This is a genomic window from Streptomyces sp. NPDC090741, assembly GCF_044769045.1.
Lineage (GTDB): Bacteria > Actinomycetota > Actinomycetes > Streptomycetales > Streptomycetaceae > Streptomyces.
Genome location: NZ_JBIVXF010000008.1, coordinates 179,126 through 202,781 on the forward strand (window position 1 = coordinate 179,126; position 23,656 = coordinate 202,781).

22 protein-coding genes are annotated in these 23,656 nt (G+C 72.6%); 12 read left to right on the plus strand and 10 right to left on the minus strand.

The window, feature by feature from the left end:
• Positions 1–39 precede the first annotated feature (39 nt).
• Positions 40–405: a YbaB/EbfC family nucleoid-associated protein gene (locus ACIQU4_RS22590; protein WP_403733519.1), complete on the minus strand. Its 366-nt coding sequence runs from the start codon at positions 403–405 to the stop codon at positions 40–42.
• A 267-nt stretch (positions 406–672) separates the two neighbouring features.
• Between ACIQU4_RS22590 and ACIQU4_RS22595 the strand changes: the two genes are divergently transcribed.
• On the plus strand, positions 673–1,437 hold the full coding sequence (locus ACIQU4_RS22595; protein ID WP_403733522.1) for an SLATT domain-containing protein: 765 nt from the start codon (positions 673–675) through the stop codon (positions 1,435–1,437).
• Positions 1,438–1,489: 52 nt separating this feature from the next.
• Here the strand turns inward: ACIQU4_RS22595 and ACIQU4_RS22600 are convergent, their stop codons facing one another.
• From ACIQU4_RS22600 to ACIQU4_RS22615, 4 genes are all read right to left on the minus strand, one after another.
• A complete protein-coding gene (locus ACIQU4_RS22600) occupies positions 1,490–2,140 on the minus strand; it encodes a hypothetical protein (RefSeq protein WP_030152821.1) in 651 nt (216 codons plus the stop codon).
• 176 nt (positions 2,141–2,316) lie between these two features.
• The gene (locus tag ACIQU4_RS22605) at positions 2,317–4,773 is read right to left on the minus strand and encodes a glycosyltransferase (RefSeq protein WP_403733526.1); all 2,457 of its coding nucleotides are present in this window, start codon (positions 4,771–4,773) and stop codon (positions 2,317–2,319) included.
• Positions 4,770–5,450, minus strand: coding sequence for a GntR family transcriptional regulator (locus ACIQU4_RS22610; protein WP_403733529.1), 681 nt, complete (start codon positions 5,448–5,450; stop codon positions 4,770–4,772). The genes ACIQU4_RS22605 and ACIQU4_RS22610 overlap by 4 nt, the downstream gene beginning before the upstream one ends.
• A 99-nt stretch (positions 5,451–5,549) precedes the next feature.
• A complete protein-coding gene (locus ACIQU4_RS22615) occupies positions 5,550–6,932 on the minus strand; it encodes an aspartate aminotransferase family protein (protein ID WP_053692712.1) in 1,383 nt (460 codons plus the stop codon).
• Positions 6,933–7,120: 188 nt separating this feature from the next.
• Between ACIQU4_RS22615 and ACIQU4_RS22620 the strand changes: the two genes are divergently transcribed.
• Positions 7,121–7,756 carry a DJ-1/PfpI family protein gene (locus ACIQU4_RS22620; protein WP_403734048.1) on the plus strand — a complete coding sequence of 212 codons (636 nt, stop codon included), beginning with the start codon at positions 7,121–7,123 and terminating at the stop codon, positions 7,754–7,756.
• Positions 7,749–8,240, plus strand: coding sequence for a MarR family winged helix-turn-helix transcriptional regulator (locus ACIQU4_RS22625; protein ID WP_403733532.1), 492 nt, complete (start codon positions 7,749–7,751; stop codon positions 8,238–8,240). The genes ACIQU4_RS22620 and ACIQU4_RS22625 overlap by 8 nt, the downstream gene beginning before the upstream one ends.
• Positions 8,241–8,250: 10 nt before the next feature.
• Here the strand turns inward: ACIQU4_RS22625 and ACIQU4_RS22630 are convergent, their stop codons facing one another.
• Positions 8,251–8,739: an HIT family protein gene (locus ACIQU4_RS22630; protein ID WP_403733535.1), complete on the minus strand. Its 489-nt coding sequence runs from the start codon at positions 8,737–8,739 to the stop codon at positions 8,251–8,253.
• Between the two features lie 214 nt (positions 8,740–8,953).
• Here ACIQU4_RS22630 and ACIQU4_RS22635 point away from each other — a divergent pair, with 214 nt between their 5' ends.
• The 6 genes from ACIQU4_RS22635 to ACIQU4_RS22660 all read left to right on the plus strand — a co-directional run bounded on the left by ACIQU4_RS22635 (position 8,954) and on the right by ACIQU4_RS22660 (position 15,333).
• Positions 8,954–9,994, plus strand: a complete 1,041-nt coding sequence (locus tag ACIQU4_RS22635; RefSeq protein WP_403733538.1) for an alpha/beta hydrolase — start codon at positions 8,954–8,956, stop codon at positions 9,992–9,994.
• A complete protein-coding gene (locus ACIQU4_RS22640; RefSeq protein ID WP_403733541.1) occupies positions 9,987–11,210 on the plus strand; it encodes an acyltransferase in 1,224 nt (407 codons plus the stop codon). The genes ACIQU4_RS22635 and ACIQU4_RS22640 overlap by 8 nt, the downstream gene beginning before the upstream one ends.
• Positions 11,211–11,220: 10 nt before the next feature.
• The gene (locus ACIQU4_RS22645; RefSeq protein ID WP_403733544.1) at positions 11,221–12,546 is read left to right on the plus strand and encodes a sensor histidine kinase; all 1,326 of its coding nucleotides are present in this window, start codon (positions 11,221–11,223) and stop codon (positions 12,544–12,546) included.
• A 9-nt stretch (positions 12,547–12,555) separates the two neighbouring features.
• Positions 12,556–13,236, plus strand: a complete 681-nt coding sequence (locus ACIQU4_RS22650) for a response regulator (RefSeq protein ID WP_403733547.1) — start codon at positions 12,556–12,558, stop codon at positions 13,234–13,236.
• Positions 13,237–13,324: 88 nt separating this feature from the next.
• The gene (locus ACIQU4_RS22655) at positions 13,325–14,677 is read left to right on the plus strand and encodes a sensor histidine kinase (RefSeq protein ID WP_403733550.1); all 1,353 of its coding nucleotides are present in this window, start codon (positions 13,325–13,327) and stop codon (positions 14,675–14,677) included.
• The gene (locus tag ACIQU4_RS22660) at positions 14,674–15,333 is read left to right on the plus strand and encodes a response regulator transcription factor (RefSeq protein WP_030152841.1); all 660 of its coding nucleotides are present in this window, start codon (positions 14,674–14,676) and stop codon (positions 15,331–15,333) included. The genes ACIQU4_RS22655 and ACIQU4_RS22660 overlap by 4 nt, the downstream gene beginning before the upstream one ends.
• Before the next feature lie 25 nt (positions 15,334–15,358).
• On the opposite strand, the gene ACIQU4_RS22665 is transcribed toward ACIQU4_RS22660, so the two are convergent.
• A complete protein-coding gene (locus ACIQU4_RS22665) occupies positions 15,359–16,816 on the minus strand; it encodes a hypothetical protein (protein ID WP_403733556.1) in 1,458 nt (485 codons plus the stop codon).
• 137 nt (positions 16,817–16,953) lie between these two features.
• Between ACIQU4_RS22665 and ACIQU4_RS22670 the strand changes: the two genes are divergently transcribed.
• Positions 16,954–18,150: a cytochrome P450 gene (locus tag ACIQU4_RS22670; RefSeq protein ID WP_403733558.1), complete on the plus strand. Its 1,197-nt coding sequence runs from the start codon at positions 16,954–16,956 to the stop codon at positions 18,148–18,150.
• A gap of 16 nt (positions 18,151–18,166) precedes the next feature.
• Here ACIQU4_RS22670 and ACIQU4_RS22675 read toward each other — a convergent pair whose 3' ends face one another.
• Both ACIQU4_RS22675 and ACIQU4_RS22680 read right to left on the minus strand, forming a co-directional pair.
• Positions 18,167–19,750 (minus strand): ABC transporter permease, encoded by a 1,584-nt coding sequence (locus ACIQU4_RS22675; protein WP_403733560.1) that lies wholly within the window; start codon positions 19,748–19,750, stop codon positions 18,167–18,169.
• Positions 19,747–20,733 (minus strand): ATP-binding cassette domain-containing protein, encoded by a 987-nt coding sequence (locus ACIQU4_RS22680; protein ID WP_403733562.1) that lies wholly within the window; start codon positions 20,731–20,733, stop codon positions 19,747–19,749. Before ACIQU4_RS22680 ends, ACIQU4_RS22675 begins: the two co-directional genes overlap by 4 nt.
• A 75-nt stretch (positions 20,734–20,808) precedes the next feature.
• Between ACIQU4_RS22680 and ACIQU4_RS22685 the strand changes: the two genes are divergently transcribed.
• The gene (locus ACIQU4_RS22685) at positions 20,809–21,312 is read left to right on the plus strand and encodes a GbsR/MarR family transcriptional regulator (protein WP_403734051.1); all 504 of its coding nucleotides are present in this window, start codon (positions 20,809–20,811) and stop codon (positions 21,310–21,312) included.
• Positions 21,313–21,342: 30 nt separating this feature from the next.
• On the opposite strand, the gene ACIQU4_RS22690 is transcribed toward ACIQU4_RS22685, so the two are convergent.
• Positions 21,343–22,158 carry a diacylglycerol kinase gene (locus ACIQU4_RS22690; RefSeq protein WP_403734054.1) on the minus strand — a complete coding sequence of 272 codons (816 nt, stop codon included), beginning with the start codon at positions 22,156–22,158 and terminating at the stop codon, positions 21,343–21,345.
• A 184-nt stretch (positions 22,159–22,342) separates the two neighbouring features.
• Between ACIQU4_RS22690 and ACIQU4_RS22695 the strand changes: the two genes are divergently transcribed.
• On the plus strand, positions 22,343–23,626 hold the full coding sequence (locus tag ACIQU4_RS22695; RefSeq protein WP_403733564.1) for an adenylosuccinate synthase: 1,284 nt from the start codon (positions 22,343–22,345) through the stop codon (positions 23,624–23,626).
• Positions 23,627–23,656: the final 30 nt, after the last annotated feature.

Genomic DNA, 23,656 nt, shown 5'->3' on the forward strand with positions numbered 1-23,656 from the left:
GGACTGCCTTCTTTCGCTATGGGGGGTTGGGGTGGAGGGCTAGAACGGGAGACCGGGGATGCCGCTGCCGCCGCCCAGGCCCTGGGCCAGCGGGCCGAGCTTCTCCTGCTGGAGCGCCTGGGCGTTCTCGTTGGCGGCCTGGACCGCCGCGACGACCAGGTCGGCGAGGGTTTCGCCAAGCTCCTGGAGGGAATCGGCGGTCGTCGGATCCACGGCCTTGGGGTCGATCACCAGCGCGCGCAGTTCACCGGAGCCGGTGACGGTCGCCTTCACCAGGCCGCCGCCGGCCTGGCCCTCGACCTCGGCCTGCGCAAGCGCCTCCTGGGCCGCGGCAAGGTCCTGCTGCATCTTCTGGGCCTGCTGCAGCAGCTGCTGCATGTTGGGCTGGCCACCACCGGGAATCACAGGTCACTCACTCCGTCACGTCTGTCCAAGCCTGGGACAGCTTGGTCAATCCGAGCCTACGTGCTCCCCGCTCGGCGCGCCCTACGCCGTGAGGACCAACTCTTTCGAGTGAGAGACGGGGCGTGCGCGCACCTGATGGAGACCTCCTTGCGGGCGGAAAACCGGGGATTCGTCGCCCATCGGCCGCCATTCGAAGGTAGGAAGGGCATGCGCATCATTGCGCACACGCGCACCACCACACGTCAGCGCAGGCAGAGGGAGTGCCGGGTGAGCCAGCCGGAGATGCAGCCCGAGGGGCCACCCCGGGATCCCCGGGAACCCCGGGACTCCCGGGAGGAGGGCAGCGGACCGATGGCGGCGGGCGATCTGACCGGCGGACCGTTCCCCCTCGGGGACTGGGGCGAGCCGGCCGAGCGGCTGGACGAGCTCTACCGGCGGGTCGAGGCCGATGCGCTGCGCACCGCGGAGTGGTATCTGTCCGACCGGGCGTGGAAGCGCCGGGGCGCCCGGGTGCTGCGGATCGGCGCGGCGGCCGGGGCGGTGGCCGGAGCCGCGATTCCACTGCTGGAGCTGACGGGGTCCGCGCCGGGCGCGGCCCCGTACGGGTACCTCTCGCTGCTGCTGGCCGCGGCGTGCCTGGCCTGCGACCGGTTCTTCGGCCTGACCTCGGGCTGGATGCGGGACGTGGCGACCGCGCAGGCGGTGCAGCGCCGTCTGCAGACGCTGCAGTTCGACTGGGCCTCGGAGAACGTACGGGAGGTCCTGGGCCCCACGGAGGGCACGGCGAGCGAGGCGGCGGAGCGGTGCCTGACCGTGCTGCGCCGCTTCTCGGAGGACGTGACGGAGCTGGTGCGGTCCGAGACCGCGGAGTGGATGGTGGAGTTCTCGTCGGGGCCGGCTCCGCTGGTGATGCAGTCGCTCGGCGCCCCCTCCTCCCGGGCCGAAGCGGGACTCCCCCCGACCCGCTTCCCCCTCCCCCCGGGCACCCGCCCCAACATGCCCCGCCAGCGCCCCCCGGAACAGCCCCGCTGACCAGGCCCGCCGACGTGTGAGGGGTCGGGGGCGAGCCCCCGACCCGGCGACATCAGCTGAAGATGATCATCGAGCCCTGTCCGAGGCTGCGCGTCGCCGCCGCATGCAGCCCCAGCCACACGTGCCGCTCCCGCGCGAAGGGGCTCTCGTCGTACGGAATCGGCCCCGCCGGCTCCTCCAAGGACGTGGGCCGCCCCGGCGCCGCCGGCGCCACCGGCGGATTCCCGGGGTCGATCCCGATCGCCGGCGCCACCACCATCAGCTCGCGCAGCAGCCCCTGCGCCGACCCCAGCGGCCCGCCCCCGGCCAGCAGCTCCTCATTGGCCAGCGGAGCCGCGAAATCCACCGGCACGTACGCCCCGGCATGGTCGTAGTGCCACACCAGGTGCGACTGCTGCGCCGTCGACTCGAACATCTCCAGCAGCTGCTCGTAGTCCCCGCCCAGCTCGTCCACCGGAGTCACCGGTAGCCCGCAGATCTGCAGCAGGTACGCCCGCCGCAGGAAGTGCAGGGCGTCGTAGTCGAAGCCGGCCACGGGGGCCACGTCCCCGCTCAGGCCCGGCATGTACGCGAACACGGGCACCGACGGCAGCCCCGCCTCGCCCAGTGCCTTGTCGTACGCGGCGATCTCTTCCGCGAACGGGTTGTCGGGGCTGTGGCACAGCACGTCGACAAGGGGGACCAGCCACAGGTCACAGGCCACGCGGGCTCCGATCAGTCGATGTCGCCGATCGGGCCAGCGTAGTGCGCCGAACACCCTCCGCGAAGGGCTGCGCAGAACCTGTGGCGGATCCCTTGGCGAACCCGCGGCGGTACCCGGCCCCCATCAGGCACGACCGGCGCCGGAGCCGCCCGCCGCACCCGCGCCGGAGCCGCCCGCTACACCTGTCCCGGACCCACCCTCCAGACCCATACGTCCTCCACCTTCTGCGGCTGCCGGCCCAGCAGCTCGCTGATCATGTCCCGCAGCTCCACCCCCCGGTCCTGGAACGGCAGCACGACCGCGCCCGCCTTCCAGAACTCCAGGTCCTGCCGGGCCCGCTCCCGCCACTGCGGGGTGATCTCCGGCGGCTGCGCCCCGTACCGGACGTCCCGCAGGAGGTTCGAGAGGTGCCGCGGAGTGGCCCCGTAGATGCCGATCCGGTCGGGCCCCCACGGGCCGTTGAAGTAGCCGCCGGCCAGCCGGAAGCCGAAGTCCGCCTCGACCTGCCAGTGCAGCGCGTCCGCCTGCCCCGGGTCCGGCAGCGGGACGGGAACGAGTGCTTCGCCGTCCTTGACGTACCCCTTCCAGGCCCCCGAGGTGATGAACGCCGGCACCGGCGCCCGCTCCCGTACGGCCAGCGGCAGCGGCAGCACCGGGATCAGCGCCGCCGCCACCCCGAGCAGGCCGAGCATCCGCAGCTCGCGCGTGCGCATCCGTACGATCCGGTCCAGCGCGAGCGCGAGCAGCACGCCCAGTACGGGGGCGCACACCATCGCCACGCGCCCCTCGATCACCGACTCGAACAGCGGCAGCTTCACCATCAGCCGCCACGGCCCCGGCAGCACGACGTCCGTACGCGGGACGGGCACCCAGGGCCCGAGGGACAGCGCCAGGACCACGGCGCCGGTGATCGCGAGCGCCCGGACGACCCTGTTGCGCCACATCCACACGCACACGGCCACGCCGAGCGCCAGCAGCGGCCAGCCGTAGAAGGCGTTCTGCTCGGTGGTGTTCAGGGAGAGCCGTCCGGCCGTCTCGGCGTCGCCGAAGAGCGAGCGGGCGGCGTACTCGACCAGGGCGCGCGGGCTGTTCCCGGCGTTGTCCCCGTGCAGCACCGAGTGGTAGCTCTGCGGGCCGAAGAACTGCCAGTACAGCGGGAAGATCAGCAGCGGTACGCAGACGCCGGCGGCGATGACCAGGCCCAGGCCCAGCGGCCGTGTGGCGGCCAGGGCGCGCCGCCGGTCGACCAGCAGGTACGCCAGCGAGAAGACCAGCATGCCGAGCGCGGCGATGAGCAGCGGCTCCTCGCCGAGGAATATCTGGTACGTCGCGAACAGGCCGAGCAGGACCCCGTCGCGGACGATGTCGCGCCCCTCGCACAGGCGCAGGGCCCGGTCGATGATCAGCGGGAGCATGAAGAGGACGACGAAGTTCGGGTGGCCGTTGGCGTGCGAGACCATCGGCGGCGCGAACGCGGCGAGCGCGCCACCGGCGGCGGCGGCCCAGCGGCTCTGCACGAGGCGGCGGCGGATCAGCCAGTACCAGGTCCAGGCGCTGGCGGCCATGCCGAGCGTGAGGACGAGCGCGAAGGTGACCGTCTCCCCGAACAGGATGGTGACCGGGATCAGCGGGACGGTCAGGCCGAGCATCGTGGCGTTGGCCATCAGGTTCACGCCGTCGGGCATGCCCTGGGCCGTGGTGAAGAGCGGGTTGCGCAGGTGGGTGATGTTGTCGGTGGCGACGCCGACGAACCACTCCCACTGGTTCTGGTCCTGGAGCGCGTCCTTGAGGTAGCGGCCGTCGAGGTCCGCCCACAGGCCGTGGAAGACGTACGCGGAGAGGGCGATGAAGACGGCGGCGACGGCGAGGCCGCCGGCGTTCAGCCGGAAGAGTTCCGCCAGCGCGCGGCGGCGGTCGCCGGCGGCGCGGCGGGGGCGCGGCGCCGGGTCCGGGGTGCGGCGCACCGGTACCTCGGCCACGTGCCAGCCCTGGCGGCGCACCCAGCGCAGTACCTCGGCGTCGATGGCCGGGCCGTCGAGGACGGAGGCGCCGAAGGCGGCCCGCGCCCGGTCCCCGTCGAAGAGGGCGAAGCCGCAGGTGTCGGCGCGGAAGCCCGGTATCCCGGGGATGCCCAGGGCGCGGACCAGGCGGTTTCCCGACCGGCCGAGGGCGGCGGTCGCGCCCGGGCCCTCTTCGCCGAGGGCCTGCTCCAGTCTGTCCAGCTCGGCCGGCGGCGTCCTGAGCCCGGCGTCCGCGAGCAGTACCCGCTCCCCGGCGGAGGCGAGCACTCCGGCGCGCAGCGCGGCGCCCCTGCCGCGGTGGTGCTCGGAGCGGATCAGCCGGATCCGGGGCTCGTCGGCCGCCGCGGCTTCGACGAGGGCGGCGGTGGCGTCGGCGGAGGCGTCGTCGACGACGACGAGCTCCCAGTCGCCGGGGCCGCTGCCGAGGCGGGCGTCGAGGTGGGCGCGGAAGGCGTCGAGCGTCGGGCCGATCCGGTGCGCGTCGTCGTGGGCGGGGATGACGACGGAGAGCCCGACGGCGCCGAGCCAGGCGGGGGCTTCGGCGGCTTCGGGGCGGGTGTCGGTGTCGGTGTCGGTTTCGCCGGCCGTTCCGGTTGCGGTCGTGTCGGTCATGCGCCGACCGTCTTCAGGCCCGCGGCCCAGTCCAGCCCGTGCTGGTTGTACGCGTACACGAGGCTGCGCACCTCGTCGGCGTCGGCCCGCGTCACCGCGTCCACCAGCTCGTTGTGGCCGGACCACAGTCCGGTGTGCAGATCCGGCGCCGCCTTCAGGTGCGGTACGGCGAAGACCCAGCACTGCACCCGGATGCGGTGCAGGAACTCCGAGATGTACGTGTTGCCGACCAGCCCGCTCAGCTCCCTCCAGAAGCGCAGGTCGTAGCCGATCAGCACTTCGAGGGAACCGCTCTGCGCGGCCCTGCAAGCCTCCTCGGCACGACGGCGCACCGACACCAGCATTTCGCCGGAGCCGGGCGCCGTGCCGCGCTCGACGAGCCGCCGGAAGATCCCGTCCACTATGAGCGTACGGGCCTCGATCATGCCCCGGTAGTCGTCCACGGAGAAGACGCGCACGCGAAAGCCCCGGTGCTGGACCGATTCCAGCAGCCCTTGGGCCGCGAGGTCGACCAGTGCCTCGCGTACGGGGGTCGCGGAGACCTCGTACTGCTCGGCGATGTGCTTGACCGTGAACTCGGTGCCCGGTGGCAGGCGTCCCGCCAGCACCTCGTCGCGCAGCGCGTCCGCGATCTGCTGGCGAAGTGTGTTGCGGGTGACAGCGCCGCTGCCTGACATAGGGGTCCGTCTCCTTCAGTGAACTTTCGGACACCTTAGGCCAGGCAGCGAGGCTGAAACCGGTCGAACGTCGGCCGTTACCTGATCGGCCGCCGCCGGTCAGGCCGCCGTGGTGTGCCGGTCCGCGACCGTCAGCGCCTCGTCCAGCAGGGCCAGGCCCTCCTTGGCCTCCGCCTCCGTGATGGTGCACGGCGGCACGACGTGCGTCCGGTTCATGTTGACGAAGGGCCACAGGCCGGAGGCCTTGCAGGCCGCGGCGAACTCGGCCATCGGCGCGTTGTCGGCCCCGGCCGCGTTGTACGGGACGAGCGGCTCGCGCGTCTCCTTGTCGCGTACGAGCTCCAGCGCCCAGAACGCGCCCAGGCCGCGGACCTCGCCGACCGACGGGTGCCGCTCGGCGATCTCGGCGAGCGCCGGGCCGATCACGTTCGCACCGAGGTGGGCGGCGTGCTCGACGACGCCCTCCTCCTCCATGGCGTTGATCGTCGCCACGGCGGCGGCGCAGGCCAGGGGGTGGCCGGAGTACGTCAGGCCGCCGGGGTAGGGGCGGGTGGCGAAGGTCTCGGCGATGGCGCCGGAGATGGCGACGCCGCCGAGCGGCACGTACCCGCTGTTCACGCCCTTGGCGAAGGTGATCAGGTCGGGGGTGACGTCCCAGTGCTGGGCGGCGAACCACTTGCCGGTCCGGCCGAAACCGGACATGACCTCGTCGAGGATGAAGACGATGCCGTGGCGGTCGCAGAGCTCGCGTACGCCCGCGAGGTAGCCGGCCGGCGGGGTCATGATCCCGGCGGTGCCGGGCACGCTCTCCAGGATGATCGCGGCGATGGTCGCCGGACCCTCGAAGGCGATGGTGTCGGCGAGGTGCGCGAGGGCGCGCTCGCACTCCTCGGCCTCGGTGGCGGCGTGGAACGGCGAGCGGTAGAGGAACGGGCCCCAGAAGTGCACGACCCCTGCGGCGGCCGTGTCGGAGGGCCAGCGGCGCGGGTCACCGGTCAGGTTGATCGCGGCGGCGGTGGCCCCGTGGTACGAGCGGTACGTCGACAGCACCTTCTGCCGGCCCGTGTGCAGACGGGCCATGCGGACGGCGTTCTCGACGGCCTCGGCGCCGCCGTTGGTGAAGAAGACCTTGTCCAGGTCGCCCGGGGTCCGCTCGGCGATGAGGCGTGCGGCCTCGGAGCGGACGTCGACGGCGAAGCCGGGCGCGAGGGTGCAGAGCCGGGCGGCCTGCTCCTGGATCGCGGCGACGACCTTGGGGTGCTGGTGGCCGATGTTGGTGTTCACCAGCTGGGAGGAGAAGTCGAGGTAGCGGTTGCCGTCGTAGTCCCAGAAGTACGACCCCTCGGCCCCGGCCACGGCGAGCGGGTCGATCAGGGCCTGGGCGGACCAGGAGTGGAAGACGTGGGCACGGTCGGCGGCCTTGACGGCCGCGCCGGCGGCCGCGATGTCTGCGGGGTTGCCCGTGGTGACGTGAGGGGTCATGCGGCCACGCTAAGAGTGCCCAGGTGGGAGGGGATATCGGCGGACTGTCTGCGGGTGGGGGCCGGGCCTCGGCAGTCTGTCGGCACGGAATGCGGCACGGAGTGCAGACAGGAGTGCAGAACGGGGTTATTGACAGCATGCTGTCCAAGTGACAGCCTACTGTCATACCGATGGAAGAGGCGATGAAGATGACGACGTCCACTCCGTCCACCCGGCCGGTCCACCTCGCGGTGTACGACACGTACGCGGACTGGGAGACCGGCCACACCACCGCGCACCTGACCCAGCGCGGCCGCAGGGTCCGTACGGTCGGCTTCGCCGCCGGAGCGCCGGTCACCACCATGGGCGGCGTCCGCATCCAGCCCGACCTCGCCCTCGCGGACCTCTCGCCCGAGGACTCCTCGCTGCTCATCCTGACCGGCGCCTCGCTCTGGGACTCCGGCGACGACCTGGCCCCCTTCGCGGCGAAGGCGCGGGAGTTCCTGGCGGCCGGGGTCCCGGTCGCGGCGATCTGCGGAGCCACGGCCGGCCTGGCCCGGGAAGGCCTGCTGGACGCGTACGCCCACACCAGCGCGGCCGCCGGCTACCTCGCGGGGCAGCCGGGCTACGCGGGCGCCGGGCGGTACGTCGAGGCCGACGCGGTGACGGACGGCGACCTGATCACGGCGGGTCCGACGGAACCGGTGGCCTTCGCCCGGGAGGTCTTCGCCCGGCTGGACGTCTACGGGCCGGAGGTCCTGGACGCCTGGTACCGCCTGTTCCACGACTCGGACGCGAGCGCGTTCCCGGTGCTGATGGCGGCGGGGGAGCGCGGCGATGCCTGACGCTTCGCCGGTACGGGCCCGGCAGGACCTGCTGAGCCGCACCGCGCTCGGGGTGTTCGGCCTGAACGGCCGGTTCCTCGCGATCTCCGAGGAACTCGCCGGACCGGCCGGGCTGACCGCTGCCTGGTGGCAGGTGCTGGGCGCGGTGCTCCAGGAGCCGCTGCCGGTGGCGGGGATCGCCCGGGTCATGGGCATCACCCGGCAGAGCGTCCAGCGCATCGCGGACCTGCTGGCGGCCAAGGGCCTCGCGGAGTACGTCCCGAACCCGGCCCACCGGCGCGCGAAGCTGCTCCGCCCGACGGAGGAGGGGCGTGCCGCCGTGGCCCGCATCACCCCGGCCCACGCCGTCCTGGCCACCCGCCTCGCGGAGGAACTGGGCGAGGCGGCCTTCACGGAAACGGTCGAGGTCCTGGACCGCCTCACGAAGGCCCTGGACACACTGCTGGCCGATACGGCCGGGGGCCGCGAAGCGACGACGCCGTAGCCGCGCACGGCTACCTCTCCGTCTCCGCCAGCCGGTCCAGCTCCTCCCCGATGGCGACGCGCAGCCCGTCGTGCCGGGGGCCGAGCTCGTGGCGACTGCCCCGCCAGTACTCCTCCTGCTCGTACCGCCACACCGGCATGCGGACCTGGCCGGCGGGCTCCCAGTCGTAGCGGGGCCAGATGTGGGCGTGGAGGTACGGGTCGGTGTTGCCCAGGATCTCGATGTTCACCCGCCGAAAGGCCGGGTCGAGCCGCCGGCAGGCCCGTTCCACGGCCTCGGCGAGCCGCTCCATGTCACCGAGGTACGCCATCCGGCGCGCCCGCGGAAGATCCGAAAGCCGGGTCACTGACGGATCGTCGGTCAGCAGCACCGCGTACCCGGGGAGGAACTGCCGGTCCCCGATCACGGCGAAGCCTTGGTCGAGGCGGCGCAGAACGGTCGGATTCTCGCCCCGATGCGCGCTGCCTATGCGGTCGTTGCGCCAGTTGCCGTTGGTCATCCCGGGATCCTGGTCCACGGTCCCTGGGATGCATCCCCATGGATGGTCGGCCCCTTCGGGTGTGGCTCTCAGGTCTTCCCTGTCATACCTGAGAGCTATGCGGAAAGGGGGCTCTGCAGCGGGACGCCGATGATGCCCCTCAATTCCTAACTTCGTAACCAGAGATGACCCGAGCACAGCCCCTCTGGATCGAGCGAAGGAAAAGGGACCCGCCATGACCCGCGCCGCAGGACGCCCCGTTGGACGCCTCGACGGACACCGCGAGGGACTCCGCGACGGACGCCCCCACGGACGCACCGCCGCCGGTCGCCGCGCGGGGCGCCCCCGCGGCCGGCTGCGGCGCACCCTGCTGGCCGGTCTCGTCGCCGCGGCCGTCGTGCTCCCCGTGTCCGCCGCCGCCTCTCCCGACGTCCCCGCTCCGGCGCCCGCCGTGCTCGCCGAACACGCCACGCTCCCCGACCGGTACGCCGCCCACCGCGCCAACCTCGCCGAGGCGGCCCGCATGGCGCAGGACGCCGGCCGCACCGACCGCGCAGCGAAACTGCACGCCATGGAGGCGGACGGCACCGCCCGGTTCCTCGCCTTCGACGGCCGCGGAGGGGGCCGGGCCGTCGAGGTGCTCGGCGACCTGGAGACCGCCGACCGGGTCGCCGTCCTGGTGCCCGGCTCCGACACCACGCTGGACACCTACCAGCGGCTGCGCGCCGGGGCCGTCGCCCTGCAGCAGCGCCTCCAGGCCGAGCATCCCCGCTCCGCCGTGGTCGCCTGGCTCGGGTACGACACCCCCGGAACGGTCAGCGCGACCGTCCTGACCGCCGACCGGGCGGATGCGGCGGCCGCCGAACTGGGCCCCTTCCTCGACCGCTTGGGGCGGGCCGCCGCGCCCGACGCCCGGCTCTCCCTGCTCTGCCACTCGTACGGGTCCGTGGTCTGCGCCCGGACCCGCACCGGCCCCGAAGTCGCCGACATGGCCCTGTTCGGCAGCCCCGGCACCGGCGCCGGCTCCGCCGCCGAACTGCCGACCGGCGCCCGGGTCTGGGCCGGGCGCGGCGGGGCCGACTGGATCGGCCATGTCCCCCATGTCCGCCTCGGCGGGGTCGGCTTCGGCACCGACCCCGTCGACCCGGCCTTCGGGGCCCGGCCCTTCGCCGTCGGCCCCGGCGGCCACAGCGACTACCTCAAGCCCGGCACCGCCTCCCTCGACAGCCTGACCCGCATCGTCCTCGGCACCGCCCCGGAGGTTCCCCATGCCTGAGCTCCGCGCCCGCTGGTCCGTCCTCGCGGACCGCATCGACGCCGGGACACCCGCCGACCGGGACCGGACCGTGGACGCCTTGCGGGCCTTCGCCATCCTCGGCGTGGTCCTGGGCCACTGGCTCGTGACCGCGCTGACCACCGCCAACGGCGGCCTGAGCACCACCAGTCCGCTGGCCCACCTGCCGTGGCTGGCGCCGGTGTCCTGGGTGTTCCAGACGCTGGCCGTGTTCTTCCTGGTCGGCGGCCATGTCGCCGCCCGCGGCCACGCCTCGGCGCGCGAGCGCGGGGTCCCGTACGGGGTGTGGGTCGGGCAGCGGCTGTCGCGGCTGTTCCGGCCGGTCGCCGCGGTGCTCGCCCTATGGGCCGTGACGGCGGCCGGGATGGTGCTCGGGGGCGCCGAGCCGAGCACGGTCCAGACGCTGGTCAAGCTCGTCCTCTCCCCGCTCTGGTTCCTCCTCGTCTTCGCCGTGTTGACCGCCGCCACGCCGCTCGTGGCCCGGCTCAGCCCGCTGTGGCCGCTGGCCGTGGTGGCCGGTGTGGACGTGTGGCGGTTCGGCCTCGGCGGGCCCGAGTGGATCGGCTGGGTCAATGTGGCCGCCGGCTGGCTCGTCCCCTACACCCTGGGCGCCGCCTGGTCCCGCGGGGCGTTCGCCCGGCGCACCCCGGCAGCCCTGCTGCTCGGCGCCGGCGCCGCGGCCACCGTCGGGCTTGTCCTCTGGGGCGGGTATCCGGCGTCCATGGTCGGGGTTCCGGGGGCCCCGATATCGAACCTGAACCCGCCGACGCTGGCCGCCGTCGCCTTCGGCCTGGCCCAGTGCGGGCTGGCCCTGCTGCTCCGCGGGCCGCTGGAGCGGGCCATGCGTCGGCCGCGGGCCTGGGCGAAGGTGGCGCTGATGAACCTGTCCGCGATGACGATCTTCCTGTGGCACCAGACCGCGATGATGGCCGTCACCGCCCTGGGGCTGCTGGCCCCCGCCGATCTGCCCGGGCTGCACACCGTGCCCGACTCCCCGCAGTGGATAGCCGCCCGGCTGCTGTGGCTGCCGGTGTTCGCCGCCGCGCTGGGCGTCTGCTGGGCCGCGTTCCGTACGTACGAGCAGACCAGCCGGCCGAAGCGGAGCACGTCCTCCCGGACGGTCGCCGGTACGGTCACGGGCTCCCGGACCGCGGCCCGCACCCTGCGGGCGCCCGAAGAGGTGATCCACCATGCCTAGGCTGGACGACGTGAACAAGCAGACCGAGCCGCCCACCGTGGGAGTTGAAGCGCGAGCGGACTCCGGCAGGACCACCGCGCCACGGGCCCGGCTCCTGCGGACCCTCGTCCACGACCTGCTCACCGTCGAGCGGGACCCGCTGCCCCGGATGTCCCGACCCCGCTGGCTGGCCCGGCTGCCGCACGCGGTGGTCATCTACGCCGCGGTCTTCTTCGGGTTCCTGACCACGGAGCAGATGGGCGAGCACTACGACGACCACGGCGGCATCCCGCTGCTGGCGGCGATCCTGACCGGCGCGGCCATCGTCCTCGCGATGTTCCGCCCGATCGGCGGATGGTGGCTCGGCCAGCTGGCCGCGGGCGTGACCGCCTGGTCGATCCAGGACGACGTCGGCCCCGGCCAGACCTGGCCGTGGATGCCCTCCGGGCTCCTCGCGTTCGCACTCGTCCTGTTGCTGGTGGCCCTGCGGGTGCCGCCCCGGGTGACCGTCGCCGCGATCGCCGTCCCCATCGCGCTGACCGGTCTGGCCGAGCTGCTGTACAAACCGGAGCACAGCCGGAGCAGCGTCCTGGCCGCACTTCTCCTCTTCGGCTTCGTCGGCCTGCTCGGGTACGCCCTGCGGGCCACCCGCCTGGCCCGGGGCAAGCTCGTCGAACAGGAGACGATCACCGAGGAGGAGCGGGCCCGGCGCACCCTGCTGGAGGAGCGCAGCCGGATCGCCCGCGAGCTGCACGACGTCGTCGCCCACCACATGTCGGTGATCTCCATCCAGGCGCAGGTCGCCCCGCACCTGGTGGAGAACCCCTCCGAGGAGCTCAAGGAGAACCTGGCGGGCATCCGGGAGAACGCGCTGGAGGCCCTGACGGAACTGCGCCGGGTGCTGGGCGTGCTGCGCTCCGAGCAGCCGGACGATCCGGCGAACCCGCACCATCCGCAGCCCACCCTCGCCGAACTGGACGGCCTCGTGGACAACGTGCGCAGCGCCGGTCTGGCCGTCACCACCGAGATCGCGGGCATCCGGCGGCCCCTCACCCCGGGCGTCGAGCTCACGGCGTACCGGATCGTGCAGGAGGCGCTGAGCAACTGCCTGCGCCACGCGCCCGGATCGCGGGTGGAGGTCGGCGTCGCGTACGGGCCGCGCGAGCTGCACCTGTGCATCGCCAACAGCGCCCCGACCCGGCCGGCCCCGCCCTCGCACGGCGCCGGGCACGGTCTGCTCGGGATGCGGGAGCGGGCGGGCATGCTGGGGGGCGAGCTCTCCGCCGGCCCACGCCCCGGCGGAGGGTACGAGGTGAGCGCCGTGCTCCCGATGGATCCCGAGACGAAGAAGGACTGAAGAAGACGCATGAGCACTCCGGCCGACCCGATCAAGGTGATGATCGCCGACGACCAGATGATGGTCCGGCAGGGCTTCACCGTCCTCCTCAACGCCCAGGCCGACATCGAGGTCGTCGGCCAGGCAGTGGACGGGGCCGACGCGGTGGCCAAGGTCGCCGAACTCAGGCCGGACGTGGTCCTGATGGACATCCGCATGCCCGGGATGGGCGGCATCGAGGCCACCTCGATCATCACCGCCGCCCCGGACTCCGCCGTCAAGGTGCTGGTGCTGACCACCTTCGACCTCGACGAGTACGTGTACGAGGCGCTGCGCGCCGGGGCCTCGGGGTTCCTGCTGAAGGACGCGTCGGCCGACCAGCTCGCGGAGGCGGTCCGGGTGGTGGCGGCCGGCGCGGCGCTGCTCTCGCCGAACATCACCAAGCGGCTGATCACGGAGTTCTCCCGGATGGGGGCGCCTCGGGCGCCTTCCAAGGCGCGGATCGACGAGCTGACCGAGCGGGAGACGGAGGTGCTGTCGCTGATCGCGCAGGGGCTGTCCAACGCGGAGATCGCCGCGCACCTGACGGTGGCCGAGCAGACCGTGAAGACCCATGTGGGGCGGATCCTGGTGAAGCTGGGCCTGCGGGACCGCACCCAGGCCGCGGTGTTCGCGTACGAGACGGGTCTGGTCCGTCCGACGGGCTACTGAGTGCCCCGGGTAGTACTTGAGGGGGAGGCCGGGATATCCCCTTCAGCGGCGACGCGGACGAGGGGGCGGCCGACCTACGGTGGGGGGTATGACCGAGACGACCTCCCGGGCGAACCCCCGGACACCCGAGTTCCGGATGGCCTCCGGCCTGCTCCAGAGCGTGCGCCGGGATCTGATCACGGACGCCTTCGCGTACCGGCCGCTGGCCCCGATGCGCACGGACGGTCCGGTGACGCGGCGGCTGCCCGGGCGGATACGGCCGTACATGGCGTATCTGCCGCATGCGGTCGTCGGGTTCGTCGCGTTCTTCGTGGTGATGCTGACGTCCACGACCAGCGGAGAGTACGTCGTACCCAGCAGCTCCCTCGTGATGGGGCTGGTCGCGGCCACGCCGGTGCTGATGACCCTGGTGCGGCCCGTGGGCGCGTTCTGGGCGGCCATCGCCGCCACCGGGGCGCTCGCGGTGGTCGGCTCCGGCATGAACGACGTGTGGCCCTGGTCGCCGGGTGCCTTCGTCTCCTACCTCGCCACGGTGACCTTCGCCGCGATGCGGACCAGGCCCCGGGCGGCGGGCTGGATGTGGCTGATCACCCTGGGGGTCGGGATCGGGATACCGGTCGTGCTCGGCCGGGGGGAGCCGGTCGAGATCATGCCGATGGCGTTCCTCCTGGCGGTGTCCCTGCTGGTGGTGACGGTCCGCAACATACGCAGGGAAGCGGAGGAGGAGGTCAGCGCGCAGCAGGAGGTCACGGCCGTCGAGCGGGACCGGCGGACGCTGCTGGAGGAGCGGACGACGATCGCGCGGGAGCTGCACGACGTGGTGGCCCACCACATGTCGGTGGTGGCGATCCAGGCGGAGGCCGCGCCGTACCGGGTGAAGAACCCGCCGCCGGAGCTGGAGGCGGCGTTCGCCACCATCCGGGAGAACGCGGTGGCGGCGCTGACGGAGCTGCGCCGGGTGCTGGGTGTGGTGCGCTCCGCGGACTACGAGGCGCCGGACGCCCCGCAGCCGACACTGGCCTCGTTGGACGGGCTGCTGGCCAATGTGCGGGAGGCCGGGCTGAGCCTGGAGAAGACGGTGACGGGTGCGGTGCGGGAGCTGCCGCCGGGCGTGGAGCTGTCGGCGTACCGGATCATCCAGGAGGCGCTGAGCAACACCCTGCGCCATGCGCCGGGGGCTGCGGCCTCGGTCGAGGTCTCGTACGTACTGGGCGGGTTGGGCATACGGGTGGTCAATGCGGCGGCGACCGGGGATGTGCGGCCCTCGCCGGGCGCGGGGCACGGGATCACCGGGATGCGGGAGCGGGTGGCCATGCTGGAGGGCGAGATGACGGCCGGGGGGACCGAGGCGGGCGGGTACGAGGTGGCGGTGTTCATACCGGTGCGCGGACGACAGGGCGAGGCGCAGGACGCGGCGCAGGCGTCGGGGCAGTCGGCATGACGATCAGGGTGCTGATCGTCGACGACCAGATGATGGTCCGGGAAGGCTTCTCCGTCCTGCTGAACGCGATGGACGGCATCGAGGTGGTCGGCGAGGCGGTGGACGGCCGCGAGGCCATCGCCAAGGTGGCGGCGCTGCGGCCGGACGTGGTGCTGATGGACATCCGGATGCCGGTGATGAACGGGCTGGAGGCGACGCGGGAGATCGTGGCCTCCGACACGGACGCGAAGGTGCTGGTCCTGACGACCTTCGACCTCGACGAGTACGTGTACCAGGCCTTGCGGGCCGGGGCCTCCGGGTTCCTGCTCAAGGACGCCTCGGCCCGGCAACTGGCCGACGGGGTGCGGGTGGTGGCCTCCGGTGAGGCGCTGCTGGCACCGACGGTCACCAAGCGGCTGATCCTGGAGTTCTCGAAGCTGTCGACCCCGCCGAAGCTGGCGGACCCGGCGGGGATCGGGGAGTTGACGGAGCGGGAGACGGAGGTGCTGGTGCTGATCGCGCAGGGGCTGTCCAACGCGGAGATAGCGGACCGGCTCATCGTCGCGGAGTCCACGATCAAGACGCACGTCAGCCGCATCCTGGTGAAACTGGGCCTGCGCGACCGCACCCAGGCCGCGGTGTTCGCCTACGAGACCCGCCTGGTGACCCCGGCATAGCCGCGGCCGCGCCGGCCCACCCGGGTCAGTGCGGGGAGCCGACCTCGTACCGGACCAGGCAGACGTCGCGGCCCGTCGTCGGCTGGTCGCACTCTCCGGCGGCGATGAGCTTTCCGGCACCGGCGAGGGCGATGTCGAAGATCTCGTCGTCGGCCTTGCCCGGGGCGGTGGAGGTTCTGACGAATCCTTCGTGGCCGAAGGACCGGTCGAGGTTCCCGTTCGGTTCGTAGCGGGCGAGCAGGAAGTCCCCGTCGACCAGGAACTCGGTCGTGGCGACGCTCCCGCCGACGATGATCTTCCCGTTGGGCTGGAGGACGAGACCTTCGAGGTCGTCATCGGTGAGCCCCGGGCCCACGTTGGTCAGTACCTTCCCGCCCGTGCCGAACGTCCCGTCGAGTTCGCCCTCGGGGGTGTAGCGGGCGAGCGCGAGGTCGAAGAGGTGTCCGGTGTCCGCCGAACCGCCGACGGTGATCCTTTCCTTGCGGTCGATCGCGACGCCTTCCGCCAGGTCGAGGTTGTCGCCGGGGGCCATGGCGGTGACGGCCACACCCGGGTGTGGGCCGGTCCGGCTGAAGGACCGGTCGAGCACGCCGTCGGGCAGGTACCGGGCGACCGCGAAGTCCGTACCTCCCCGGCCCGCGCCGAGAGTTGCCGATCCCACGGCCACGGCCCGGCCCCGGGAGTCGATCACCATGTTCTTGAGCTGGTCGCGCTGCCCGGCGATGTCGGTCACGACGATTCCGGGACGGCTGCCGTGGCGGTTGTAGGAGCGGTCGAGCCGGCCGTCCGGGAGGTAGCGGGCGAGGGCGAAGTCACGGCCTTCGGTGCCCGCGCCCGTTCCGGCGAAACCGGCGACCAGGATCTTGCCGTCCGCCAGGATCCCGACGGCTTGGGCTTCGTCGTCGAACAGGCCGGAGCCGATCGCGGTGAAAACCCTGCCCCCGTCGCCGAAGCTCCGGTCGAGGCGTCCGTCGGGCAGGTAGCGGGCCAGCGCGAAGTCCTCGCCGCCCGTCGGTGTGATGGCGTGGCCCACGGCCACGATCTTCCCGTCGTGCTGCACCGCGAGCCGCCAGACGTGCTCGTCCTCCCCGCCCGCGGCCGACATGCCGGTCAGCACGGCGCCCCCCGAGCCGAACGAGCGGTCCAGCTGCCCCTGGGGCGTATAGCGGGCGATCCGCCACTGGCTTCCGCCCCCGGAGCCGACGTCGGAGGAACCCGATACGAGATAGCGGCCGCGGTCGTCGACCGCGAGCCCGTTCTCGAAGTCGGGACCGCCGTTCGGTGCGATGGCCGTCGACACGATGCCGCCGTTGCCGAACCGGGGATCGAGCCGCCCGTCGCCCCGGTCCGCACCGGCTCCGGCACCGGCTCCGGCCGCCACCCCCGCCTGAAGAGCGACCCCGGCCAGCACCGCGGCCAGCGCCCCGGCCAGCAGCCGGCAGGAGCGGGCCAGAACGCTCCCTTTCGAGTCCGTTCGGCCCATCCGCGTCTCCCTCAGTGGAGCGAAATATGATGATTCTTCACTTTCGTCGGGATCTTGACATCACCGGGCGCCGCATACAAGGAAGCGACATGACGGCGCGTCACACCCCCTGCGGGGAGACGTCTTAGGCTTCGGAGATGGGCTTTGATCCGTGGGACGCCGCGTTTGTTGCCGATCCTTACCCTGCCTACCGGGAGCTGCGGGAGCAGGGGCGGGCGCTGTGGTGGGAGGCCACCGGGCAGTGGCTCGTGCCGCACTACGCCGATGTGAGCGCGCTGCTGCGCGACCGCCGGCTGGGCCGGACCTACCTGCACCGCTTCTCGCACGAGGACTTCGGCCGCGAGGCCCCGCCCCCGGGGCACGAACCGTTCCATGTCCTCAACGACAACGGCCTGTTGGACCTGGAGGATCCCGCCCACGCACGCGTACGGCGCCTGGTGTCCAAGGCGTTCACCCCGCGCACCGTGGAGCAGCTCGCGCCCGCCGTGGACCGGCTCGCCCGGGAGCTGGTCGGGCAGCTCCTCGCCGACGGGGGCGGGGACCTGCTCACCGTCGTCGCCGAGCCGCTGCCCGTGGCGGTGATCGCCGAGCTGCTCGGCGTCCCGGAGGCGGACCGGGCCCCGCTGCGGCCCTGGTCGGCGGACATCTGCGGGATGTACGAGCTCCGCCCCGACGAGGAGACCGCGCGGCGGGCGGTCCGCGCGAGCGTGGAGTTCAGCGCCTACCTGCGCGAGCTGATCGCCGAGCGGCGCAAGGAGCCCGGCGAGGATCTGATCTCCGGTCTGATCGCCGCCCACGATGACGAGGGCCGGCTCAGCGAGCAGGAGATGATCTCCACCTGCGTCCTCCTGCTGAACGCCGGCCACGAGGCCACCGTGAACACCACCGTCAACGGCTGGTGGACCCTCTTCCGCCACCCCGAGCAGCTCGCCTCGCTCGATTCCGAAAAGTTGTCCACAGCTGTGGATGAACTCATGCGCTACGACACTCCCCTCCAGATGTTCGAACGCTGGGTGCTCGACGACATCCGGATCGGTGACACCGTCATCCCGCGCGGAGCCGAGGTCGCGCTGCTCTTCGGGTCCGCGAACCGGGATCCCGCCCGGTTCGAGCGGCCCGACGCCCTGGACCTCGTACGGGCCGACAATCCGCATGTCAGCTTCGGCGCCGGAATCCACTACTGCCTCGGCGCTCCGCTCGCGCGGCGGGAGCTGACCGCCTCGTTCGGGGCCCTGCTGGCAGACGGCGTCCCGCCCCTGAAGCTCGTACGGGAGCCTCGGTGGCGGGACGGGTACGTCATCCGCGGTCTGGACGAACTCCTCGTGGAGTTCTGACAGTTCGGGGCGAGGACTACACCGCCAGGTCGCGGCGGCGCAGTGCCGTCAGGCCGGCCGCCAGCAGGGCCGCCGCCAGCGCGGTCAGCGCGAGCAGCGGGGCCCAGGCCAGAGCCTCGGCACCCGGCAGCTTGGGCAGGTGGGCGAAGGGCGAGAGGTCCAGGACGGCCTGCGGGAGGTTCAGCGCCGGGCCGATCCAGCCCAGCGTCAGCGCACCCCCGGCCACCGCCCAGGCGGCCACCGCGTACCTCGGGGCGGCGCCGTGCAGGAGGGCCGCGAGGGCGCCGATCACCCAGACCGCCGGGAGCTGGGCGAGCGTCGCGCCCACCTCCGCGGCCATGCCCTGGGGGCCCTGGCCGTGCCCGACCCCCAGGCCCAGCCCCGCCAGCAGCAGGATCAGTGCCGAGCCGCCGAACGCCACCGCCAGGTGGCCGCCGGCCCAGCGCAGCCGGCCGACCGCGTTCGCGAGCAGCGGTTCGGCGCGCTGCCCCGACTCCTCACCGCTCAGCCGCAGCACCGCCGAGACGATGTACAGGGCGGCGATCATGCCGAGCATCCCGGCCATCGTCGCGAGGAAGGCGTCCGCGATCCCGCTCCGCCCGCCCATCCGCTCGATGATCTCGCGGGTCCGTTCGTTGTCGCCGACCAGCTGCGTGGCCCCGTCCGTCATCCCGCCGAAGACGACCCCGGCCGCCAGGAACGCCAGGCTCCACCCGATCAGGCTCCCCCGCTGGAGCCGCCAGGCCAGCGCCCCCGCACTGGCGAGCCGGCCCTCCGCCGGGCCCGGCCGGGCCGGCAGGAAGCTCATGCCGACGTCGCGGCGCCCGGCCAGCGCGTACGCCGCCGCCACCTGCACCGCCACGGCCGCCGCGAACAGGGCGAACACCCACCAGCGTTCGGCCGCGAAGGCCCGTACGTGCTCCAGCCAGCCCAGCGGCGACACCCAGGCCAGCGCGCTCGAACCCCCGGCGCTCCCGGCGTCCCCGGCAGCGCGCAGTACGAACGCCGCGCCGATCAGTGCGCCCGTGAGCCCCTTCGCGAGCCGCGCGCTCTCGGTGAGCTGCGCCGCGATGGCGGCCAGGGCCGCGAACAGCATCCCGGTGGCGCCGATGCCCAGGCCGAGGGCGAGCGCACCGCCCGCCCCGCGCCCGGCGAGCCCGGCCGTCACCAGCAGCGCGGCCAGCCCGTTGGCCGTCAAGGCCGCCAGCAGCGCGGACGTCAGCGGTGCCCGGCGGCCCACCATCGCGGCGGAGAGCATCTCCTGACGGCCCGACTCCTCCTCCTCGCGGGTGTGCCGGACCACGACGACCAGGCTCATGATCCCGGCCAGCACCCCGGCGAAGACCCCGCCGCGCCATGCGGTCAGGGCACCGATGGAGTCGCCGAAGGCCGGCCCGTACAGGGCGCGCAGCGAGCCGTTGGTGTTCATCGTGGTGAGCAGCCGAGCCCGTTCGGCGGCCGTCCCGTACACCGACTCCAGCGAGGCGGGCAGGCTGAGCACCAGCAGCGCCACGGCCATGATCCAGACCGGCATCATCACGCGGTCGCGGCGCAGGGCGAGGCGCAGCAGCGTGCCGGTGCCGGCCAGTTGGTTCTTCATCGCGACACGCCCGCCTTCACGTTCGCGCCACCGCCGTTGCCGTGCACGTCGTCGGCGCCGCCCGCGCCGCCCGCGCCGCCCGCGCCGCCCGCGCCGTCCGCGCCGTCCGCGTAGTGCCGCAGGAAGAGCTCCTCCAGCGTGGGCGGGGTCGAGGTCAGCGACCGCACCCCGGAGTCGGCGAGCGAGCGCAGTACGGCGTCCAGCTTGTCCGTATCGGCCTGGAGCCGGATCTTCAGCCCCTGCACCTCCACGTCGTGCACGCCCGGCAGGTGCGCGATGCCGTTCGGCGGGCCGGCGAGCTCGGCGCTGATCGACGTACGGGTCAGGTGCCGCAGATCGGCCAGCGTGCCCGTCTCCACCGTGCGGCCCTTGCGGATGATGCTGACCCGGTCGCAGAGGGTCTCGACCTCGCTCAGGATGTGCGAGCTGAGCAGCACGGTCCGCCCGGCGGCGCGCGCCTCGGCGACGCAGCCCTGGAAAACCCCCTCCATCAGCGGGTCCAGCCCGGAGGTGGGCTCGTCGAGGATGAGCAGTTCGGCGTCGCAGGAGAAGGCGGCGACGAGCGCGACCTTCTGCCGGTTGCCCTTGGAGTACGTGCGCCCCTTCTTCGTGGGGTCCAGCTCGAACCGCTCGATCAGCTCGGCGCGCCGGTCCCGGTCCAGGCCTCCGCGCAGCCGCCCGTAGAGGTCGATGACCTCGCCGCCGGAGAGGTTGCGCCACAGGGTGACGTCGCCGGGGACGTAGGCGACGCGGCGGTGCAGTTCCACGGCGTCGGCCCAGGGATCGCCGCCGAGCAGCTCGGCGGTTCCGGAGTCGGCGCGCAGCAGGCCCAGCAGCACCCGGATGGTGGTGGATTTGCCGGAGCCGTTGGGGCCGAGGAAGCCGTGGACCTCGCCGGTGGCGACCGAAAGGTCGAGGCCGTCCAGTGCGCGGGTGCGGCCGAACGCCTTGTGGAGTCCGGCGACGCTGATTGCCTTCGTCATGATTTTGAACGTACGCTACTTTCACAAACTTGTGAAGCTAGCGAAACGTATAAAGTCAGGAGGGTGGCGGACGACATGGGTGTACAGGCGCAGGACGTACGGAGCGACGAAGCGGCGGTCTCCCGCTTCGTCGAACGGTTCGCCGCGCAGCTGACCGAGGCGGGAATGCAGCGGATGGCCTCGCGGGTCTTCGCGCAGCTGCTCGCGAGCGACAGCGGATCGATGACCTCGGCGGAGCTGAGCGAGGCGCTCCGGATCAGCCCGGCGGCGGTGTCGGGGGCCGTGGCGTACCTGACGCAGGTGACCATGGTCAGCCGGGAGCGGGAGCCGGGCTCCCGGCGGGACCGGTACGTCCTGCACAACGAGCTCTGGTACGAGACGTTCACCCGGCGGGACCAGGTGCTGAACCTGTTCGAGAGGACCCTGCGCGACGGCGCGGCCGGAGTCGGCACGGACACCCCGGCCGGCGCGCGCATGGCGGAGACGGCGGCGTTCTTCGAGTTCCTGCAGGGCGAGATGCACGCGATGATGGACCGCTGGCGGACCCACCGGGCCACCCTGGACCTCCCGAACCCGTAACGCCGCAGCGCCGTAGCACCCCGCCCTCCGCTACCCCCGCGGCAGCGTCAGCGACCAGGCCCCCGGCCGCAGGGTCCACGTACGCCGCCGGACCGGACCCGCCACCAGCGCGTCCGCCCGGTATCGGAAGTCCGAGCCCGACACCGTCACCGAGGCCGCCTTCGCCCGCAGCGAGGTGCCGCCGGCCAGCCGGACCGTCACCTCCATCACCCCGCCGGACGACACCGGCACCACCCGCAGGTCCTCCACCGCCCGGTCCACGTCCACCAGCACCTGCCCGTCCGCCTCCACCCGCAGCCGGTGCCCCACCCGGGCCCCCGGCGGGACCAGCGTCCGCACCAGCGAGCGGTACGCGCTCCACACCGACGGCCCCGACGGTCTCGACGGTCTCGATGCCGCCCGGACGGGTGGAATCCGCAGATCCCCGAGCACCACCCCGTCGCTGTCGTCCACCAGCAGGTCCCGAGTCCGCACGGCCCCGTCCAGCACCGCCCGCGCCGCCGCCACCGCCGACAGCGGAACACCCAGCGACCGCGCCAGCCCCAGCGACCCCAGCTGCCCCACCGGAATCAGCGAAACGGCCCCGTCCCCGAGCCCGCGCTCGCGGTGCAGCAGCCCCACGGCCCGTACCAGCGCCCGGTCGTCGCCGACGATCACCGGCTGCCGATGGCCCCGGCGGGCAAGGGCCCGCGCAAACTCCTCCTGCGAGTCCGGGAGGCAGATTTTCGCCGCAGCTCCTGCCGACAGAACATCCTTCGCGATCCGCACGGACTCGCCGTCAAGACGGCGGGCGACCGGGTCGACGAGCACCAGCAGGCCGCCTACCGGCGCGCCCGCATGGCTCATGGTGGGCTCTGGAGCCGACACCTCGGTCCTTCCTCGGGTAGCATCTTTGTGCAAGAGGCCCTTGCGCTATTGCGCCAGGGCCTTCGTCTATTCCGGGGCACCGGTCCGACGGCTCAGCCTGCGGTGTACATCGTCGTACGCCCCCTGACCTTGGACATGCCCCATCCGGAAGAGGTGTACGCCTGTGCCCGCTCTTGTGCTGCTCGGAGCTCAGTGGGGTGACGAGGGCAAGGGAAAGGCCACCGACCTGCTCGGTGGATCCGTTGACTATGTGGTGCGCTACCAGGGCGGCAACAACGCCGGCCACACGGTCGTCGTAGGCGACCAGAAGTACGCACTGCACCTTCTCCCTTCCGGCATCCTCTCCCCCGGATGCACCCCGGTCATCGGCAACGGCGTCGTCGTCGACCCGGCCGTCCTGCTCTCCGAGCTGCGCGGCCTGAACGAGCGCGGCATCGACACCTCCAAGCTGCTCGTCAGCGGCAACGCGCACCTGATCACGCCGTACAACGTCACCCTCGACAAGGTCGGCGAGCGCTTCCTCGGCAAGCGCAAGATCGGTACGACCGGCCGCGGCATCGGTCCGACGTACGCGGACAAGATCAACCGCGTCGGCATCCGCGTCCAGGACCTGTACGACGAGTCGATCCTCACCCAGAAGGTCGAAGCGGCGCTGGAGGGCAAGAACCAGCTTCTCGCCAAGCTCTACAACCGCCGCGCCATCGAGGCCGCCGCGATCGTGGAGGAGATGCTCCAGTACGCGGAGCAGATCAAGTCGTACGTCGCCGACACCACCCTGATCCTCAACAACGCGCTCGACGAGGACAAGGTCGTGCTGTTCGAGGGCGGCCAGGGCACCCTGCTCGACGTCGACCACGGCACGTACCCCTTCGTCACCTCCTCGAACCCGACCGCCGGCGGCGCCTGCACCGGCACCGGCGTGGGCCCGACGAAGATCAGCCGCGTCATCGGCATCCTGAAGGCGTACACGACCCGCGTCGGCGCCGGCCCGTTCCCGACCGAGCTGTTCGACCAGGACGGCGAGGACCTGCGCCGCATCGGCGGTGAGCGCGGCGTGACCACCGGCCGCGACCGCCGCTGCGGCTGGTTCGACGCGCCGATCGCCCGTTACGCCACCCGCGTGAACGGTCTGACGGACTTCTTCCTCACCAAGCTGGACGTGCTGACCGGCTGGGAGCAGATCCCGGTCTGCGTCGCGTACGAGATCGACGGCAAGCGCGTCGAGGAGCTCCCGTACTCGCAGACGGACTTCCACCACGCGAAGCCGATCTACGAAAACCTCCCCGGCTGGTCCGAGGACATCACCAAGGCCAAGACGTTCTCGGACCTCCCGAAGAACGCCCAGGCGTACGTGAAGGCCCTTGAGGAGATGTCGGGCGCCCCGATCTCCGCGATCGGCGTCGGCCCCGGCCGCACCGAGACGATCGAGATCAACTCGTTCCTGTAGCAGGACCGCGGAGGGGCGGTGGGCCGTGTG